Source organism: Streptomyces dryopteridis, assembly GCF_049606955.1.
GTDB lineage: Bacteria > Actinomycetota > Actinomycetes > Streptomycetales > Streptomycetaceae > Streptomyces.
In genome coordinates, this window is record NZ_CP187113.1 from 1,810,830 (window position 1) to 1,829,469 (window position 18,640).

Below are 18,640 nucleotides of genomic sequence, written 5' to 3' on the forward strand. Positions count from 1 at the left end.
CCTCCGGCAGGTTTTTGCCGGGCTTGCTGAGAAAACTATGAGCCGAGGATTGCGGAAATCCATCGATGCCGTAACAGCGAAGTAACGAAAAGTCCCAAGATTTGATCATGGGAAATGGTGACCATGGACCCACGGCATTCCACACAATGAAATGAGGGCGCGGAATCAGCCCCAGGCGTCAGGACTCGAATCTCGTCCGATCCGCGCCCCCGAAGACGTCGAGCAATTCCACCCGCCCATTCACCACGAGCGTGCGGATCACCGCCGCGCGGCGGGTGCGGAGAGGGTGCGGAGGAGGGACTCGCAGGTGCGGCGGGCCGGGGAGTCCGGGCCCGGGGGGAGGGTGACGGGGGTCGGCGGGGGCGGGGTGTGGGTGTGGGGGCTGCGCGGGGACCAGCGGGAGGGGGTCGGGGGCGGGGTCGGGGGGCGGTCCTGCCAGATCTCCTCGCCCAGGGAGGCCGGGTCCGCCGCCTCGGAGCCCCCCGCCGCCGGGTCCGCCGTCGCCGGGGCGCCGGACACCGGGTCCGTCGTCGCCGAGCCCTCGGCCGCCGGGGCCGTCGTCGCCGGGGCGGCGGCCGCCGGGTCCCCGGGCGGCTCGCGGTGCGGCGCGGTGCCCTGCTCGCGCTTCCGGTCGCCGTTCCGCGCGCCGACTCCGGCGGTGCCCCGGTCGCCGTCCGGCGCGGGGGCCGGGGTCGTGCGCGGGATCGTGCCCACGCCGCCACCCGGGGACGGGTCCCCGCCCGGGTCGGTGAACCAGGGTTCCGGGAAGCCCGCCGCCTCGCGGGCCTCCGCGAGTTCCGTCGCGTGCTCCCACCAGTCGCGGGCCAGGGCCGCCACGCGCGGGTCCGCCGGCTCCCAGTCGGCCAGCTCCGCCACCCGTGCCAGCAGCCGGGCCCGAGCGGCCCGGAAGCGCGGCGGGAGCGCCGGCTCGGCGGGCGACGGCGGCTGCGGCGGCGAGGGCGGGGGCAGGGGCGGGGGCAGGGGCGGGGGCTCGTACCGTTCCACCTCCCCAGTTCACCCGTATCGGGCCCCCTCCGCACCCCGAACGGGTCACGGCACGGGCGCGCGGCCCGGGCGCGTCGCAGGATGGGGCCATGCCGCGAAACCCCCTGAGGATCACCGCTGCCACAGCCCTCGTCTCCGCCCTGCTCGGCACCGCCGTCGGATGCTCCCCGGGAGAGCGTCGGGGTGCGACGGTCGGCGAGAACGGCCCCCGCGACCTCGGGGCGCAGACCCTGAGCTGGGCCCCGTGCCCCGCGCCCGACGCCGCCCAGGGCAGCGGGCAGGCGCCCGGGGCGGAGTGGAGCTGCGCGACGCTGGAGGTGCCCCTCGACTACGCCGAGCCCGAGGGCCGCACCATCCCGATCGCGTTGATCCGCGCCGAGGCTCGCAAGAAGGCCGAACGCCTCGGCTCCCTCGTGTTCAACTTCGGCGGGCCGGGCGGCTCGGGCGTCACCACCCTGCCCGGCGCGGCGAAGGAGTACGACACGCTGCGCGAACGCTGGGACCTGGTCTCCTTCGACCCGCGCGGCGTCGGCCGCAGCTCCCCCGTGCTGTGCGAGACGGACAAGCAGCTCGACGCGTACTACGCGCTGGACGCGACCCCCGCCACCCCCGCCCAGGAGGCCGTCTACCTCGACGCGCAGCGCACCTACCGGGAGGCGTGCGAGAAGAACTCCGGGCAGACCCTCCCGCACGTGGGCACCCTGAACGCGGCCCGCGACATGGACCTGCTGCGCCAGGCCCTCGGCGACGCGAAGCTGAACTACTTCGGGATCAGCTACGGCACCGAGCTGGGCGGGGTGTACGCGCACCTGTTCCCGAAGAACGTGGGCCGGGCCGTGTTCGACGCGGTCGTGGATCCGACGAAGACCGCCGAGGCGAGCGCGCTCGGGCAGGCCAAGGGCTTCCAGCTCGCGTTCGGGAACTGGGCCCGGGACTGCGTGGCCCGAGGTGACGCCTGCCGGATCCAGGGCAGCACGGCGCAGGAGATCCAGGACAACGTGATCGCGCTGCAAAAGCGCCTTGCGAAGACCCCGATCCCGGGCCTGGGCGGTCGCCGGCTCACCGAGACCGCCGCCACCAACGGCATCGCGCAGGCCCTGTACTCCAAGGAGCTGTGGCCGCTGCTGGAGGAGGGCATCGACGAGGCGGACGGCGGCCAGGGGCAACTCCTGATGGCCCTGTCCGATGCCCTCAACGGCCGTGATCAGAACGGCCGGTACAGCAACATCGGCGCCGCGAACACCGCGATCAACTGCGCCGACAGCAAGGAGCGCTACACCCCGGAGCAGACGAAGGCGAAGCTGCCGGAGTTCCGCGCCGCGTCCCCCGTGTTCGGGGACTTCCTCGGGTGGGCGATGCTCAGCTGCAACGACTGGCCGGTCAAGGGCGCCTGGGAGACCCCGGATGTGAGCGCGCCGGGCGCCTCCCCGATCCTCGTCATCGGCAACACCGGCGACCCGGCCACCCCGTACGAGGGCGCCCGCAACATGGTCGACCGGCTCGGGCCGGGCGTCGGCGTGGAGCTGACGTACAAGGGCGAGGGGCACGGGGCGTACAACAGCGGCGACCCGTGCGTGCGCAAGGCGGTGGACGCGTATCTGAACGAGGGCACGGTCCCCCCGAAGGACACGGTCTGCACGGCCGCCCCCTGACCCGTCCCGCTCGCCCGCCCGTGTCCGCACGCCCCCGGCCCCACCCGGCCGGGGGCGTCGGCGCGCGCAGAACGGCCGAATCCCGCCCCCCGTCAAGGATTCCTCAGCATCCCTCCCCCGGGCATCCTTGACCGCGCGTCACATCCGTGCCGCACGATCCACACCGGGGGCAGCCCATGAGCGAACCACCCAATCCGCACGGCCCGATACCGCCGCGCCCCAGCGGCCCGCCGACCTCACCGGGCGTCCCGATCCCCGGCACCCGGCCCGCCTCCTCGGAGCCGGTGCCGGCCGACAACCAGCTCGTGGTCCGCGACCGCCTGCTCTGGGTGCACGGGGCGGCGTTCCCGCTGGCCAACATCGCCCGCGTGCACACCTTCGTGCTGGTGCCCCGGCGCGGGGCGGCCGTGGCCCGGTTCCTGATCCGCCTGGTCGGCGTGGTCGTGGTGGCCGGGCTGCTCACCAGTCTGACCGGCCTGACGAACAGCGGCTCCTCGTACGGCGGGTACGAATCGGACGACAGCGGCAGCGGGCTCGCGACGTTCGTCTGGATCGCCGCCCTCGCCTACCTGGGCTGGGAGGCGAACGTCCTCGTCAAGGTGCTCCGCGCCAAGGACCAGCACGTGCTGGCCGTGGACACGGCGGGGCCGCCGAGCGCGATCATCACGTTCCAGGACCGGTCCCGCCGGCAGCAACTGCTGGCGCAGCTGGCCTACGCGCTCGACCACCCGGGCACGGAGTTCACGGCGATCATCGAGACCCTGAACCTGGACATGCGCCGGTACCAGGGCTCGGGCAACAACTTCCAGTTCCACTCCGGCTCGGGCAACAACTCCGTGACCGGCGGCAGCAGCGGGAGCGGTCGATGAGCAACTACCAGTTCCACTCCGGCTCCGGCGACAACAACATCACCTACCACGGGAGCGACCCCGCGGCCGGCACGGACGAGCTGATCGCCCGCCTCCTCGCCGAGATCGCGTCCCTGCGCGCCGGCACCGCCCTTCCGGACACGGCCGGCGCCTCCCTCGACCACTCCCGCGAGGTGCTGGAGGCCGACGACGCGAGCCCGCGCGAGCGGCGCGGGGCGCTGGCCTCGGTCGCGGCGATCGCGACGGCGGTCGGCGCCATCGGCGCCCCCGCCCTGGCCCTGGCCCAACAACTCCTGACCACCCTCGGCTGACCCGCACCCGCCCCCGCACCCTCCACCCCCGCACGACACGCCGCCGGCCCGGCTCCCTCTCGCGAGGGGGCCGGGCCGGTGGGTGGTTCGGGGGCCGGGAGGCCGGGTGGGTCAGTAGACCGGCTTGTCGGGCTCGATCTGGTTGACCCAGCCGATCACGCCGCCGCCCACGTGGACCGCGTCCGCGAAGCCGGCCGCCTTCAGGACCGCCAGGACTTCCGCACTGCGGACACCCGTCTTGCAGTGCAAGACGATCCGCTTGTCCTGGGGCAGGCTCTCCAGGGCGGTGCCCATCAGGAACTCGCCCTTCGGGATCAGCTTCGCGCCGGGGATCGAGACGATCTCGTACTCGTTGACCTCGCGGACGTCGATGATCTCGATGTTCTCGCCCTCGTCGATCCACTCCTTGAGCTGCTTGGGAGTGATGGTCGAGCCGAGGGCGGCCTCCTGGGCCTCCTCCGAGACGACGCCGCAGAACGCCTCGTAGTCGATCAGCTCGGTGACCGTCGGGTTCTCGCCGCAGACCGCGCAGTCGGGGTCCTTGCGGACCTTGACCTGGCGGTACTGCATCTCCAGGGCGTCGTAGATCATCAGGCGGCCGACGAGCGGGTCGCCGACCCCCGCCAGGACCTTGATGGCCTCGGTGACCTGGATGGAGCCGATGGACGCGCACAGCACGCCCAGCACGCCGCCCTCGGCGCAGGAGGGAACCATGCCCGGCGGCGGGGGCTCCGGGTACAGGCAGCGGTAGCACGGGCCGTGCTCGGACCAGAACACCGACGCCTGGCCGTCGAACCGGTAGATGGAGCCCCACACGTACGGCTTGTTCAGCAGCACGCAGGCGTCGTTCACCAGGTAGCGGGTCGCGAAGTTGTCCGTGCCGTCGACGATCAGGTCGTACTGGGAGAAGATGTCCATCACGTTCTCGGCTTCGAGCCGTTCCTCGTGCAGGACCACGTTCACGTACGGGTTGATGCCGAGCACGCTGTCGCGCGCCGACGCGGCCTTCGAGCGGCCGATGTCCGCCTGGCTGTGGATGATCTGGCGCTGGAGGTTCGACTCGTCGACCTCGTCGAACTCCACGATGCCGAGGGTTCCGACACCGGCGGCGGCGAGGTACATGAGGGCGGGCGAGCCGAGGCCGCCGGCACCCACGCAGAGCACCTTCGCGTTCTTCAGGCGCTTCTGTCCGTCCATCCCGACGTCCGGGATGATCAGGTGGCGGGAGTACCGACGGACCTCGTCAACGGTCAGCTCGGCAGCGGGCTCTACCAAGGGTGGCAGCGACACGGGGACTCCGATGGTGAACGGATTGAACGGTTGTTCTTCCGGTAACACTGCCACGCCTTCCTTCATTCCGAGACACCGGGTCCGATGCGCGAGACGATTTCGTCCCAGTACCCGGGCATCCCGGCCCACGCCTCGCCCGTACCCGTCCCCTCCCTCCGGTCCGTGAACCACACCGTGCCCGCCCCCTGCCAGCGGGCGATCCGCGCGGCCTCCGTCAGGTGCCCGCGCGGGACCCCGTGCACGAGGTGGCAGAACTTCTCCGGCGGGTGCTCCGCCGTCCACTCCGCCACCTGTGACCAGCGGTAGTCGGCCCAGCAGCCGGAGAAGGTGACCAGCTGGTCCCCGATCTCCGCGTAGCCGGCGCTGGGGTGGGTGCCGTGCCCGAGGACCACGTGCGCCCCCTCCCGCAGCGCCCGCAGGGTGTCCACCAGTCGGGACGTGTACGCGAGCCCGACCGGGTCCACCGGCGCGTCCGCGAGGTAGAACCCGCCCACCCGGTACCAGTCCAGGAAGTGCTGGGCGTCGGCGATCAGCTCCCCGAGCCGCCGGGTGCCGTCCCGCAGGGCGAGATGCCCGAGCAACACGCCCCCGGTGAGCGCGGCCCCGACGCGCAGGCGGGCCGCGCTCTGCGAGCAGTACGGGTCGGGCCGCTGCCCGGGCCCGTCGGCCACGTTGAGCACCGCCCAGTCCAGCGGGGTGCCCGGCCGGCTCAGCTCGGCCCACTCCATCGGCGCGACCATCGGGTGGGCGTACCCGGGGGCGCCGAGCCCGAGCCGACCGGCTGCCGGGGCGGCCGGTCGGGACCCGGGCGGCGTGGTCAGATGCGGCACGCCGCCTCCATCCAGATGTCCGCCAGCGACTCCTCCAGGTTGATCCGGGGCCGCCAGCCCAGCCGGTCCCGGGCGGTGCGCACGTCGGCCTGCTGCCAGGCCCCGCAGCCGTCGGGGTACGGGTAGGAGGGCGGGGTGACGGCGATCGGGGGCTCGGAGCCGGGTTCGGCGCGGGGCGCGCCGATCATCGGCCGGCCCGGCCCGTGGCCCGGCCCGCCGTGTCCGAGGCCGTGCCCGCCGTGCCCGTGACCGCCCGGACCGTGCCCGCCGGGGCCGTGGCCCTGCTGCGGCACGTCCAGCTCGTGCAGGGAGCCGCCGTAGCCGGCGACCCGGGCGAGGATCCCGGCGGCGTCCCGCAGGCGGACCGCGCGTCCGGTGCCGATGTTGACGACGCCCTGCGCCGCCGACAGGGACGCGGCGTGCACGGCGCGGGCCACGTCCCGCACGTCCACGAAGTCCCGCTGCACCCCGAGGCCGCTGAGCTTGAGCTCCCCGTCCCCGGCCTGCATGGCCCGGCGCATCGCCTCGGCGAGCCGGCCGAGCGGGGAACCGGCGGGGGTGCCGGGGCCCACGGGCGAGAACACCCGCAGCACCACCGCGTCCAGTCCCGAGCCCAGGACGAGTTCGGTCGCGGCGAGCTTGCTCACCCCGTACGGGCCGCCGGGGCGCGGCACGGCGTCCTCGGCGGTGGAGGAGCCGGGCTGGCTGGGCCCGTACTCGGCGGCGCAGCCCAGTTGCACGAGCCGGGCCCCGCAGCCGCTGCGGCGCAGCGATTCACAGATGGTGGCCACGGCGACGGTGTTGTGCCGGGTGAGTTCGCGCGCGCCGCCCCGGGTGGCGCCCGCGCAGTTGATGACGACCCCGGGGTGGACGGCGTCCAGGAACCGGGTGAGCGCCCCGGGGCTGCCGGTGGCCAGGTCGAACCGCACGTCGGCGTCGTCGCCGCGGCCGAGCGCGGTGAGTTGCACGGCAGGGTCGGCGAGCAGCCGGTCGGCCACGTAGCGGCCGAGGTATCCATTGGCTCCGATCAGCAGGACTCTCATCGTGCTTTCCGTTTCTCCTCTTGGGTTCTGGCGGGGGCGTGCGCGGCGCTTGGGGCGGGGGCGCCGGCGGCCCCGGGTCTGTCAGGCCGGGCGCGGGGCGGGGCCGGTGTGGGCGGAGGCCCGGGTGAGGGTGACGAGGGCGTGGCCGAGCAGCGCGGCGGCGGCGGTCCAGGCCCCGGCGGGGCCGAAGGCGGCGAGAGCGCACGCGAGGATCAGGGGGGCGGGGCGGGCGCCGTGCGCGAGCGGCAGGCGCACGGCGAACAGCGCGGCGGCCAGGCCGAGGGGGGCGCCGGTGGCCAGGCACAGGGGCAGGGCGAGCGCGAGGTGCGCGAGGTGCGCGAGGAGGGGCAGGGGACGGGCCCGGCCGGCGAACTCGTCGAGGCCGCGGGCCCCGGCGAGCCGGCGGCGCACGAGGGCCGCGTGGCCGAGGACGCACAGCTGGGCGGGGACGGCGGCCAGCGCGATGCCGAGGGCGGGGCCGGGGCCGGCGTCGGCGAGGGGTCCGGCGGCGGTGAGCGCGAGCAGCAGCAGGAGCGCGAGCCGGACGGGCAGGTCGCGGCGGACCCGGCCGGGGGCGAGGGGCAGCGCGACGGCGGCGCCGGCGGCGAGCCAGACGAGGCCGGCGGGCGCGTGCAGGGCGGCGGCGGCCCCGGCGAGGACGGCGGGCAGCACGACGGGCCCGAGGGCGCGGGCCACGGGCGCGGGGCGCAGCGAGGCGCGGGGCGCGGGTCCGGCGCCGGGCGCGCGCGCGGGCGTGGTGGTGGGCGCGGGGGTCTCGGCGGTGGGCACGGCGCCGGCGCGGTGGTCCTCGCGGCGAGGGCCGCGGGCCCAGAGTTCCTCGGCGAGGGAGAACACGTCGCGGTGCCGGTAGCGGGCGGCGGCGCGGTCGCCGATGCCGGCGGCCTCCAGGCCGGCCGCTATCTCCAGCGGGTCGACGGCGCGGTGCACGAGCTCGCGGTGGCGGTGCAGCAGTCCCGTGACGGGGTCGGCGGGGCCGCCGGGGCGGCGCGCGGGGGGCGCGTCGGGGGCGGGGGCGGACGGGGCGGTCATACGGGGACCTCCGGTGCGGTGGTGGTGGGGGCGGCGGACACGTCCCGCGCGGGCGTCTCACGGGCGGGCGTCTCACGCGCGGGCGGCTCGCCGGTGGGCGCGGCCCAGTGCGGGCTGGTCCAGTGGCCGGGGACGACGGCCTCGGGGGCGACGGCGAAGGGGGCCGCGTCGCCCGTCGGCCGGGGCGCGCCGGCGCGGGCGACGAGCCGCAGGTACAGCTCGCCGAAGCGGGCGACCGTGCGCTCCACCGTGAACAGGGTCAGGGCGCGCTCGCGGGCGGCCGCGCCGAGCCGGGCGGCGCGCTCGGGGTCGGCGAGGAGGGCGAGGCAGGCGTCGGCGAGGGCGGCCGGGTTGCGGGCCGGGACCACGAGGCCGGTGCCGCCGATCACCTCGCAGACGGCCCCGGTGTCGGTGGAGACGGTGGCCCGGCCGCACAACATGGCCTCGACCAGCGGGATCGGGAAGCCCTCCACGACCGAGGACAGCACGAGGACCCGGCCGGCGGCGTAGGCGTCGGCGACGGTCGGGGCCTCGGGGCCGCCGATCTCCTCGAAGGAGACGGGGCTCTCGCCGACGGTGTGCGCGTGCGCGGCCTGGTCGGGGAAGAGGTGCGCGGCCAGGGACCGGGCCTCGTCGAGGTGCCGCGCGCCCTCGGGACCGGCGGGGGTGGCCGTGAACAGGCGCAGTCGGGCCGCGGGGCGGGCGCGGCGGACCCGGGCGAAGGCGTGCAGCAGCCCGATGAGGTCCTTGGCGGGGTCGGGGCGGCCGACCCAGGCGAGGGTGTCGGGGTCGGCCGGGTCCCCGCGTTCGGCGGCCTCGGCGACGGGCGCGAACCGGTCGGCGGCCATGCCGGGGTAGACGGTGTGCAGCCGGTCGCGGGGGGCTCCCGCGTGTTCCTGCCAGCGGCGGGCGTGGGTGTTGCCGGCGGTCACGAGGTCGGCCTCGGCGTACAGTTCGGCGGCCAGCCGCTGGTGCAGGGCGGTGCGCAGGGCGCGCGGGGCGGGGCGGTCGCCGCCGTGTTCGAGGTACTGGCCGCGCAGGTGCGAGCCGTACTCGGTGAGCAGCAGCGGCACCCCGCAGAAGCGTTTGGCCAGCAGTCCCGGCAGGGCGGTGACGCCCCCGGCGGCGGCGTGCACGAGGTCGGTGCCGCCGAGCGCGTCGGGCCCGTACCAGGGCAACGACAGCGGGCGCAGGGTGCGCTCCAGTTCGTCGGCGAACTCCAGCAGATCGGGCACCCGCGCCTGCGCCAGCGGCCCGCCGACCCCCCGGGCCCGGCAGCCGGCCTCGATCACGCGGATCGCGGTCTCGGAGCGCAGCGCCGCGTACATGCCGCCCTTGTCGCGGGCGAGTTCGGCGAGCCCGTGCAGCCCCTCGGAGAAGGGTTCGGGGGTACCGGCGCAGATCCCGGTGACGAGTTCGCGCAGGGCGTCGGCGAAGCGGCGGCGGTCGCGCCGGCCGTGGCCGCGCCCGTCGTCGCCGGGGGCCCACAGGGCGGCCGTCCGGGCGGCGGCGACGCGGGACCGGGCGGCGTCGGCGGGCCCGGTGGGGGCGGGTTCGGCCTCGCGGGCCAGGACGTGCAGGGCGAACTCGTGCTGCGGGAGCCCGCGCACGAGCCGCTCGCACCAGAGCCGCGCCCCACCGTCGGTGAGCAGTCCGATCCGCACGTGGGCACCCCGCATTTCCGATGGTCGAAGCCGGCCGTCCCGACAGTCGCCGCCGGGCCGCGAGAGCACTCAACCCGATGGGCCATCGCGGTGATGGACGGTTGTCCGTCGCGCCACCGGAAGGGGTGAAGACTCGTAACTTTCCGGTACGGGTGACGTTCGTGCCGAGTAGACGAACGCCTCTCGCTCACGCGCTCGTTCACCCCGCGGTCCGGGCCCCGTCACCCACTCGCGAAAAGCCCCGGCGGCGGGGACGGCCGGGCGGGGAGGGGTGCGGGGAACCGGGGCGACGGGCCGCCACCGTCTCGCGGACCGCATCGGCACGGCGGCACGGCGGCACGGCGGCACGGCGGCACGGCGGCACGGCGGCACGGCGGCACGGGGCAACGCGGATCGGCACGGGGCGGCACGGGGCAACGCGCGCGGGCGGGGGCCGGTGCGCGGCGGACGCGGCCGGGGGCCGGTAGGCGGCGGACGAGGCCGGGGGCCGTAGGCGGACGCGGCCGGGGGCCGCGACGTGCCGCAGGCGCGGGAGCGGGCACCGCACGGTGCCCGCGCGGAGGTCCGGGCCCCGACCCCGGCCAGGGGCCCGGCCAGGGGCCCGGCCAGGGGCCCGTTCCCGGCCCCGTCAGACCCCGGCCGTGGCGGGTGTCTTGCCGGTCGTGCGGTCCCGTTCGGCCGCTTCCGCCGTCGCGCGGGCCGCTCGGCGGGGTTCGGCCTGGCGGGGGTCCAGGGTGGGGACGGCGGCCAGGAGGGCGCGGGTGTAGGGGTCGCGGGGGTGGTCGTAGACCTCGTCCGGGGTGCCCTCCTCCACGATCCGGCCCCGGTGCATCACCAGGACCCGGTCGCTGACCTGGCGGACCACGGCGAGGTCGTGCGCGATGAACACCAGCGCGATGCCGGTCTCCCGGCGGACCCGTTCGAGGAGGGCGACGATCTGGGCCTGGGTGGTGACGTCGAGGGCGGAGACGGGCTCGTCGCAGACGATCAGGCTCGGGCGGGGGGCCAGGGCGCGGGCGATGCCGACGCGTTGGCGTTGGCCGCCGCTGAACTCGTGCGGGAAGCGGTCGCGGTGTTCGGGTGCGAGGCCGACGAGGTCGAGGAGTTCGGCGACCCGGGCCCGGATCGTCTTCTCGTCGCGTTCGCCGGCGGCCCGCAGCGGGTCGGCGACGGACTCGCCGACGGTGCGGCGCGGGTTGAGGGAGGCGACGGGGTCCTGGAAGACCATCTGGGCGCCGGGCACGATGCCGGTGACCCGTCGTCCGTCCCGTCGGACCTCGCCCGCGTCGGGCGGGAGCAGGCCGACGAGCATCCGGCCGAGGGTGGATTTGCCGCTGCCGGACTCGCCGACGACGCCGAGGGTCTCGCCGGGACGGACCACGAGGTCCACGCCGTCCACGGCGGTGAGCGCGGACCGGCCCCGGCCGAAGACGCGGCGCAGTCCGACCGCCTCGACCACGGGCGGGGCGCTCGGGTCGGGGGCGGGTTCGCGGAGCGGGAGGGGGGCCTCCAGGCGGGGGACGGCGGCGATGAGCTCGCGGGTGTAGGGGCGGGCGGGGGCGCGGGTGATCGCCTCGACGGGGCCGTGTTCGACGGCGCGGCCGTCCTTCATGACGAGGACCTCGTCGACGCTCTCGGCGGCGACGCCCACGTCGTGGGTGACCAGGAGCAGGGCGAGGCCGTCGGCGACCCGCAGGTCGTGCAGCAGGTCCAGGACGCGGGCCTGCACGGTCACGTCGAGGGCGGTGGTGGGTTCGTCGGCGACGAGCAGCCGGGGTTCGCAGGCCAGGGCCATGGCGATGAGGGCGCGTTGGCGTTGGCCGCCGCTGAACTCGTGCGGGCGGCGGCGGACGGCGCGGGCCGCGTCGGGGATCCCGACCCGGTCGAGGACCGCGACGGCGCGGGCGCGGGCGGCGCGCCGGCCGGCGGGGTGGTGGACGCGGTACACCTCGGCGATCTGGTCGCCGACGGAGCGGTAGGGGTCCAGGGCGCTCAGCGGGTCCTGGAAGACCATGGCGGCGGTGCCGCCGCGCAGGGCGCGCAGGGCGGCGGGGTCGGCGTGGGCGGGGTCGACGCCGGCGACGCGGACGGAGCCGGTGACACGGGCGCCGGTGCCCCGGTGCAGGCCGAGGAGGGCGCCGGCGACGGTGGACTTGCCGCTGCCGGACTCGCCGACGAGGGCGAGGGCGCGGCCGGCCTCCAGGGTGAAGGAGAGTCCGTCGACGGCGCGGACCCCGCTCGCGGGGAAGTCGACGACGAGATCGTCCACCCGTACCAACGGGGCGCTCCCCGTGTCGTGTTCCCGGGTCACGCGAGGACCACCCTTCGGTCGGTGAGGGCGTGCAGCAGTTCGCCCAGGAGGCCGGCGAGGACCACGGCCACGCCCATGACGAGGACGATGCCGAGGACCACGGGCAGGTCGGCGACGCGGACCGCGTCGATGAGGGATTTGCCCAGGCCCGGGATGCCGAACAGGGACTCGGTGAGGACGGCGCCGCCCATCATCGTGCCGAGGTCGGTGGCGCTGAGGGCGATCACGGGCGGCAGGGCGCCGCGCAGGGCGTGCCGGGTGACGACGGCGCGTTCGCCGACGCCGTAGGCGCGGAAGGTGCGGATGTGGTCCTCGGCGAGGGTCTCCAGGGTGCCGCTGCGGGTGAGGCGGGCGTATTTGGCGCTTTCGAACAGGCCGAGGGTGAGCCACGGCAGCAGCAGGTTCCACGCCCACTGTTCGGGGTCCTCGCCGAAGGGCACGTAGCTCGGGAACGGCAGCCATTGCAGGTAGGCGCAGACGGCCATGAGCAACAGCAGGCCGAGGATGAACACGGGGGTGCCGCTGCCGACGAGGGTGAGGACCGTCAACACGCGTTCCAGGGTTCCGCCCCGGCGCAGCGCGGACAGCAGTCCGGTGCCGACGCCCACGAGGGTCCACACGGCGAACGCGCCGATCGCCAACGAGCAGGTGGCCGGGAGCCGTTCGAGGACGATCTCGGTGACCTGGCGGTCGTCCTGGTAGGAGTAGCCCAGGCAGGGGGCGTCGCAGGTCATGACGGTGCCGGCGCCGCCGGACTGCTCCCGGCCGGCGACGAGGCCGCCGAGGAAACGCAGGTATTGGGTGAAGAGCCCGTCGTTCAGGCCGAGCCGGTCGCGGACCTGGGCGAGTTGGGCCGGGGAGCAGCGTTCGCCGCAGACGAGGACGGCCGGGTCGCCGGGGGCGAGGCGCAGCAGGGCGAAGACGAGGACGGACAGGGCGAGCAGCACGAGCAGCGCGCCGCCGAGGCGGTGCGCGAGGAAGCGGCCGAGCCGCGGCGGGAGGGTCACCGGCCGCGCTCCTTTCGGGTGCCGACCCGCAGCCGGGAGGCGGCGCGCGGGTCGAGGGCGGTGCGGATGGCGTCGCCGAGGACGGTGAAGGCGAGCACGGTGGTGAACAGGAGCCCGGCGGGCAGCAGCACGTACAGCGGGTCGGCGAGGAACCAGGTCTGCGCCGAGGCCAGCATCTGCCCCCAGGACGGGGTGGGCGGTTTGACCCCGAGGCCGAGGAAGGACAGGGACGCCTCGACGACGATCGCCGTGGGCAGGGTGATCGCGGCGTGCGTGATGAGGGGCGCGGCCAGCGAGGGCAGGAGTTCGCGGCGGCCGATCCGGACCGGGCCGTTGCCGGCGAGACGGGCGGCGGCCACGAAGTCCAGGCCGAGCAGGGCCCCGGCCTGGGTGCGCACGAGGCGGGCGGTGCCGCCCCAGTTGAGCAGGCCGATGACGAGGATCAGCAGCAGCGGGCGCGGGAAGTCGGGGGGTACGACGGCGGTGAGGGCGACGGCCACGACGAGCATCGGCAGGGCGAGGGACACGTCCGTGACGCGGACGACGATCCGGTCCGCCCAGCGGGGGCCCAGGGCCCCGAGCAGGCCGACGAACAGGCCGATGCCGATCTGGAGGAGGGTGGCGCCGAGGGCGACGAGCAGCGAGATCCGGGCCCCGTACACGAGGCGGATCAGCAGGTCGCGGCCGGTGCCGGGTTCGACGCCGAGCCAGTGTTCGGCGGAGATCCCGCCGAGGGGGCCGATCGGGACGCCGCCCTGGGCGGAGTCGACGAGGGCGTCGTGGAAGGTGTCGGGCTGTTGTCCGGTGACTGCGGCGACCAGGGGCGCGGCGAGGGCGAGCAGGACGAGCAGGGCGAGGACGGCGGCGGCGGTGAGCGCGGCCGGGCCGCGGCGCACGGCGTGCAGCACGCGCGCCCCGGCCCCGACCCCCGCCGCCGCCCGCCCGCCGTCGCGCCCGGACGGGGACGCGACGGCGGGTTCGCCGGAGACCTCCGGCGGGTTGGGGGGTGCCTGGGTCACTTGACGGAGACCTGCGAGATGTCCAGGACGCCGGTCCAGTCGCTGATGACCACGTTCTTGACGTCCTTGCCGACGAGGCGCTTGTAGACGGGGTGGAACAGCGGGACGGAGAGGGCCTGGTCGGCGATCTTCTTGTCGAGGGCGCCCCAGCGGGCCCCGGCGGCCTTGAGGTCGGTGAGCTTGGCGATCTCGTCGATCTCCTTGTTCACCTCGGGGTCGTCGAGCTGGGCGTGGTTGTAGTTGGAGCCCTCGGTGACGATCTGGCGGCCGTCGTAGATGGGGGCGAGGAAGGGTCCGCCGGAGGGCCAGTCGGCGCCCCAGCGGGAGAGGAAGAAGCCGGGGGTGTCCTTGGCGTCCTGGCGGCGCTTGTTGTAGGCGGCGTCCTCCAGGCCCTCCAGCTTGACGGTGATGCCGGCGGCGGCGAGGGCCTGCTGGACGGCGGTGGCGATCTCGGGACCGGTCTGGCGGTTGGCCTTGGTGTTGTGGGTGAGGGTGATCGTCAGGCCGTCGGGGTGCCCGGCCTCCTTGAGGAGTTCCTTGGCCTTGGTCGGGTTGCCGGTGGCGCCGGCCGGGAACGGGTCGTGGGCCAGGTGGCCGAAGGCCGCGCGCTCGGGGAGGAAGGTGGTGCCGGCCTCGGCGAGGGCGGAGCCGCCGGCGGCGTTGACGACGCTGGTGCGGTTGACGGCGTAGGCGATGGCCTGGCGGACCTTCGGGTTGTCGAAGGGGGCGACCTTCGGGTTGAAGGCCAGGTAGTTGACGTAGCCGAAGTGGCCGGTGCCGACGCGGCCGGCGAGGGCCTTGTCGGAGCCGACGCGGGCGAGTTCGGCGGGCCCGAGGTTGGTGTCGGTGGTGACGGCGGCGGCGTCGGGGCCGGCCGAGGTGGTCAGGCGCTGGTTGATGACGGCGGGGTCGAGGCCGGAGCGGACGTCGACCTTGTCGGGGTACGCCTTGCGCTCGGGGTCGGTGGCCGGGTCCCAGTGCGGGTTGCGTTCCAGGGTGAGGCGTTCGCCGTCGTTCTCGTTGCGGACCACCTTGTAGGGGCCGGAGGAGAAGGGGTGTTCCTCGTAGGTGACGCCGGTGTCCTTGGCCTTGGGGACGGGCGCGAACTGGGTCTGGGTGGCGAGGAAGGGGAAGTCGCCCTCGGGCTTGCGGAGCTTGAAGACGATGGTCTTGGCGTCGGGGGTGACGACGGAGTCGAGTCCCTTGCCGCCGTCCTTCCACGGGCCCTGGTAGTCCTCGCCGCCGACGAGCCAGTCGCGCAGGTAGGGGGCGCCGCCGGAGAGTTCGGCGGCGAAGGAGCGCTCGATGCCGTACTTGATGTCGGCGCTGGTGATGGGCGTGCCGTCCTCGAACTTCAGCCCGTCCTTGAGGGTGTACGTCCACTCGGTGGCGTCGGCGTTGGGGCGGCCGAGGTCGGTGGCGAGGTCGGGGACGACCTTGGCGCCCTCGGGGCCGTTCTCGCGGTTGCGGGTGGTGAGGGTCCGGAAGACCAGGGAGGGGACGTTGCCGCCGCCGGAGGTGTAGAGGCGGGCGGGGTCGAAGTCGCTCTGGGCCTCGGCGTTGAGGACGGTGAGGGTGCCCCCCTTTTGCGGGGTGCCGGGCTTTCCGGGGTTGCCGGCGGGGGCGCCGTCGGCGGCCTTGTCGGTCCCGGTCTCGGGGCCGCACGCGACGGCGCCCCCGGCCAGGACGAGGCTGACGGCGAGCGCGGCGGCTCTGCGGCGCGGTGCGGAGGACTGGCGGGACATCGAAGGGGACCTCTCGGCGTGGTGGACCTGGGCGGGACGGCGCCGGCGGGGTGTGCCGGGGCGCGTCGGGTGCTGTGCGGGTCACGCCGGGCGGGGCTGGGGTGCGCGTCCGCTCCCGGTGCGCGGCGGGGCCGGGCACGTGGGGAGGGAGCGGGGGAATGCGGGGGCCGCGCCCGGGCGTGGAACCGTCCGGGGCGCGGTGGAGTGGTGTCGGGGCCCGTTCGCGGGGAACGGGGACGGGCCGACGGCGCGCGCTCGGGCGGGCGTCAGCTACAGAGGATGTCGGCCACGCTGTGCGCGGTCACGCCGAAGAGCGCCAGCTCCAGGGCGGCGCTCGCATCGCGTGTGTGTTCGGTCGACATGCGCAGAACAATGACCGAAGATCGGACACCTTGTCAACGCGGGTCCCGGCCGTCCGGCCGGCCCGAATTCGGCCCCGGACCCGACCTGAATCACTGAGGGTCCGTCAATCCTGCGGGTGGGGCCAGGGGTTGGGCAGGCACTTGATCCCGTCCAGGTCCAGGGTCTTGGTCTGCTGTTGCATGACGGGGGCCAGGGTGCCGGGGGTGCGGCAGCTCTCGTGGCCGTGACCGAGGCGGTGGCCGACCTCGTGGTTGATGAGCATCTGGCGGTAGGCGAACATCGCGTCCGGCCCGAAGGTGGGCGAGCCCTGGGCCCACCGGTAGGCGTTGATCATGACGCGTTCGGTGGAGGCCGAGTCGCAGGAGACGTTGTCGATGGCGATGTCCAGCCCCGACTTCTTGCACCACACGCCGGTGGTGCCGGGGCTGGCCAGGGTGACGGCGAACTCGGCGCTGGAGTCGGAGACCCGCTCGAAGGTCCGCTTGCCGCCCTCGCCCCAGCTGCGGGGGTCGTTGAGGGTGGTCTGCACGGCCCGCGCGAACAGCTCGGGATCCAGCCCCAGCCCGCGTTCCACGTCCACCCGGTAGCGCACGACGGTGCCCTTGCCGGGGGCCTTGTCGGTGCCGGGCACGGTGTCGAACTCGCCGGTCGCGGTCAGCTTGGGGTCGATGGGCTGACTCGCGGCCATCTGCTGTTCGTAGCTGGGCGGGGTGGGCGCGGGCGCCGGGGCCCGGCTGGGCACGGCCGAGGCGGGAGCGTCGGCGGCGGCGCTCGCCGGGGATTCGCCGGCGGCGTTCTCCTGGCCGCTGAGCCGGGCCGTCTCCTCCCCCGTCACCTGGCCGGCGACGACCACGGCGAGGGCGGTGGTGAGGACGGCGGCGGCCATCCCGGTGTAGGTGCGGAACTTGACGCCGCGTCCGGTGGGCGGGGCGACGGGCGCGGCGAGACCGGTGCCGGTGTCGGGGCCGCCGGTGTCGGGGGCCGGCCGGTCGACGACGGGGGCGCGGTCGGTGCCGGGGGCCGGGCGGGGGGCGGGGATCCGCCGGTGCGCGCCGGTCCCGGTCAGGGCGTCCCGGCCGCCGTCGGTGTCCCGCTCCGGCGCGGCCGGGGCCTCGGGCCGGGGCGCGTGGGCGGCGGGCGGCGGCGGGGGGACGGGGAAGCCGCCGGTGCGGGTGCGCGCGGGACGGGGCACGCCCTGCCAATCGCCGTACAGGGTCTCGCCGGTGACGTCGGGGCCCCAGGGGCGGTCGGGTTCGCGGCGGGGCGGGTGCCCGAAGGGGGAGCGGGTCTCGACGTGCTCGATGTCGTCCATGCGACCCGTGTGCCCCGCGTGCCCGGGGTATGCCGGGTGACCGGCCCGATCGGGGTGCGCGGCCGGGCCGGGGTGCGCGGGACGGGCGGCGGGGTCGGGAGCGGGGGCCGGGGCGGCCCCGGCGTCCGGCCGTGCGCCGTCGGCCGGGGCCTTGCGACTGTGTCGTCCCACCGTGTCGGCCTCAGTCCTGTTCGTGGTCGGCGCCGGCCCGCGACAGGTCGGTGACGGCGGCGGCGACGATCTCGGGATACTCCATCATCGCCACGTGTCCGGCCTCGGGCAGCACCAGCAGGCGCGCCCCGCGGAACGCGACGGCGGCGCGGCGGGCCATCCTGACCGAGACCAGTCGGTCGCGTCCACCGTAGACGAGCAGGGTCGGCGCCTGCACGCGTTCGGCCTGCCGCCACAACCCGTGCTGCCCGCCCAGGGTGTAGGCGTCGACGATGCCGCGCGCGGAGCGGGCCAGCGCCTCCCAGAACCAGGGCAGCGCCATCCGCCGTTCCATCTCCTCCACGGCGTACCGGAAGCCCTCCGGGGTGACCCGGCCCGGGTCGCCGTAGCACAGGCCCATGACCCCGCGGGTGCGCTGCGCGGCGGTGAGTCCGCCGCCCGCGCGGGCCAGCAGGCCGGCCATCCCGGGCAGGGCGAGCAGGGCGGTGGGCACGGCCGAGCGCTGCACCCGGATCTCGGGCAGGGCCGGGGAGATCAGGGTGAGCCCGGCGACGAGGTCGGGGCGGACGGCGGCCACGCGGGTGGCGACGGCCCCGCCGAGGGAGTTGGCGACGAGTTGCACGGGGCCGCGGCCGGCGGAGTCGAGCAGCCGGATCACGGCGCGGGCCATCGCGGTGACGGAGTAGTCGCGGTCGACGGGCGGCGGGGAGTCCCCGAACCCGGGCAGGTCCACTGCCTCGCAGGCGAGGGTGTCGGCGAGGAGTTCCATCAGCGCCGACCAGTTCTGCGAGGAGCCGCCGAGGCCGTGCACGAACAGGGCGGGCGGCAGGTCCTCGCGGGCGGAGGGGCGCGAGCGCACCGAGAGGGTGAGCCCCGGCAGCTCCACCCGGCGCAGCCGTTCCCCGTCGGCCACCCGGACCGGGCTTCCGACCTGCGGGAATCCGCTGGTCAGCGGGGGCGGAACGGGGAGTTCGGTGGACGACATGCGGCAATGTTAC

Annotated in this window: 16 protein-coding genes; 3 read left to right on the forward strand and 13 right to left on the reverse strand. The window is 75.5% G+C overall.

Going from position 1 to position 18,640, the window contains the following annotated elements:
- Positions 1 to 258 precede the first annotated feature (258 nt).
- A complete protein-coding gene (locus ACN20G_RS07350) occupies positions 259 to 1,005 on the reverse strand; it encodes a hypothetical protein (RefSeq protein WP_424211916.1) in 747 nt (248 codons plus the stop codon).
- A gap of 89 nt (positions 1,006 to 1,094) precedes the next feature.
- Between ACN20G_RS07350 and ACN20G_RS07355 the strand changes: the two genes are divergently transcribed.
- From ACN20G_RS07355 to ACN20G_RS07365, 3 genes are all read left to right on the forward strand, one after another.
- Entirely contained in the window at positions 1,095 to 2,657 is a 1,563-nt protein-coding gene (locus tag ACN20G_RS07355) for an alpha/beta hydrolase (RefSeq protein ID WP_424211917.1), read from the forward strand.
- Positions 2,658 to 2,833: 176 nt separating this feature from the next.
- Complete coding sequence (locus ACN20G_RS07360; protein WP_424211918.1) at positions 2,834 to 3,526, forward strand: DUF6232 family protein; 693 nt, start codon at positions 2,834 to 2,836, stop codon at positions 3,524 to 3,526.
- Positions 3,523 to 3,837, forward strand: coding sequence for a hypothetical protein (locus ACN20G_RS07365; RefSeq protein ID WP_424211919.1), 315 nt, complete (start codon positions 3,523 to 3,525; stop codon positions 3,835 to 3,837). The genes ACN20G_RS07360 and ACN20G_RS07365 overlap by 4 nt, the downstream gene beginning before the upstream one ends.
- 111 nt (positions 3,838 to 3,948) lie before the next feature.
- Here the strand turns inward: ACN20G_RS07365 and moeZ are convergent, their stop codons facing one another.
- The 12 genes from moeZ to ACN20G_RS07425 all read right to left on the reverse strand — a co-directional run bounded on the left by moeZ (position 3,949) and on the right by ACN20G_RS07425 (position 18,627).
- Positions 3,949 to 5,127, reverse strand: coding sequence for an adenylyltransferase/sulfurtransferase MoeZ (moeZ, locus tag ACN20G_RS07370; protein ID WP_424211920.1), 1,179 nt, complete (start codon positions 5,125 to 5,127; stop codon positions 3,949 to 3,951).
- A 62-nt stretch (positions 5,128 to 5,189) separates the two neighbouring features.
- Positions 5,190 to 5,957, reverse strand: coding sequence for a spherulation-specific family 4 protein (locus ACN20G_RS07375; protein ID WP_424211921.1), 768 nt, complete (start codon positions 5,955 to 5,957; stop codon positions 5,190 to 5,192).
- Positions 5,945 to 7,000, reverse strand: a complete 1,056-nt coding sequence (locus ACN20G_RS07380; RefSeq protein WP_424211922.1) for an NAD-dependent epimerase/dehydratase family protein — start codon at positions 6,998 to 7,000, stop codon at positions 5,945 to 5,947. Before ACN20G_RS07380 ends, ACN20G_RS07375 begins: the two co-directional genes overlap by 13 nt.
- Before the next feature lie 81 nt (positions 7,001 to 7,081).
- Positions 7,082 to 8,050, reverse strand: a complete 969-nt coding sequence (locus ACN20G_RS07385; RefSeq protein ID WP_424211923.1) for a hypothetical protein — start codon at positions 8,048 to 8,050, stop codon at positions 7,082 to 7,084.
- Positions 8,047 to 9,714: a glycosyltransferase gene (locus ACN20G_RS07390; protein ID WP_424211924.1), complete on the reverse strand. Its 1,668-nt coding sequence runs from the start codon at positions 9,712 to 9,714 to the stop codon at positions 8,047 to 8,049. Before ACN20G_RS07390 ends, ACN20G_RS07385 begins: the two co-directional genes overlap by 4 nt.
- Before the next feature lie 628 nt (positions 9,715 to 10,342).
- The gene (locus ACN20G_RS07395) at positions 10,343 to 12,025 is read right to left on the reverse strand and encodes a dipeptide ABC transporter ATP-binding protein (RefSeq protein ID WP_424211925.1); all 1,683 of its coding nucleotides are present in this window, start codon (positions 12,023 to 12,025) and stop codon (positions 10,343 to 10,345) included.
- Positions 12,022 to 13,032 (reverse strand): ABC transporter permease, encoded by a 1,011-nt coding sequence (locus tag ACN20G_RS07400; RefSeq protein WP_424211926.1) that lies wholly within the window; start codon positions 13,030 to 13,032, stop codon positions 12,022 to 12,024. The genes ACN20G_RS07395 and ACN20G_RS07400 overlap by 4 nt, the downstream gene beginning before the upstream one ends.
- Positions 13,029 to 13,940 (reverse strand): ABC transporter permease, encoded by a 912-nt coding sequence (locus ACN20G_RS07405; protein WP_424215412.1) that lies wholly within the window; start codon positions 13,938 to 13,940, stop codon positions 13,029 to 13,031. The genes ACN20G_RS07400 and ACN20G_RS07405 overlap by 4 nt, the downstream gene beginning before the upstream one ends.
- A gap of 107 nt (positions 13,941 to 14,047) precedes the next feature.
- The gene (locus ACN20G_RS07410; protein WP_424211927.1) at positions 14,048 to 15,796 is read right to left on the reverse strand and encodes an ABC transporter substrate-binding protein; all 1,749 of its coding nucleotides are present in this window, start codon (positions 15,794 to 15,796) and stop codon (positions 14,048 to 14,050) included.
- A 266-nt stretch (positions 15,797 to 16,062) separates the two neighbouring features.
- Positions 16,063 to 16,158 (reverse strand): Ms4533A family Cys-rich leader peptide, encoded by a 96-nt coding sequence (locus tag ACN20G_RS07415; protein ID WP_424211928.1) that lies wholly within the window; start codon positions 16,156 to 16,158, stop codon positions 16,063 to 16,065.
- Between the two features lie 104 nt (positions 16,159 to 16,262).
- Positions 16,263 to 17,471 (reverse strand): DUF3152 domain-containing protein, encoded by a 1,209-nt coding sequence (locus ACN20G_RS07420; protein WP_424211929.1) that lies wholly within the window; start codon positions 17,469 to 17,471, stop codon positions 16,263 to 16,265.
- 181 nt (positions 17,472 to 17,652) lie between these two features.
- On the reverse strand, positions 17,653 to 18,627 hold the full coding sequence (locus ACN20G_RS07425) for an alpha/beta fold hydrolase (protein ID WP_424211930.1): 975 nt from the start codon (positions 18,625 to 18,627) through the stop codon (positions 17,653 to 17,655).
- Positions 18,628 to 18,640: the final 13 nt, after the last annotated feature.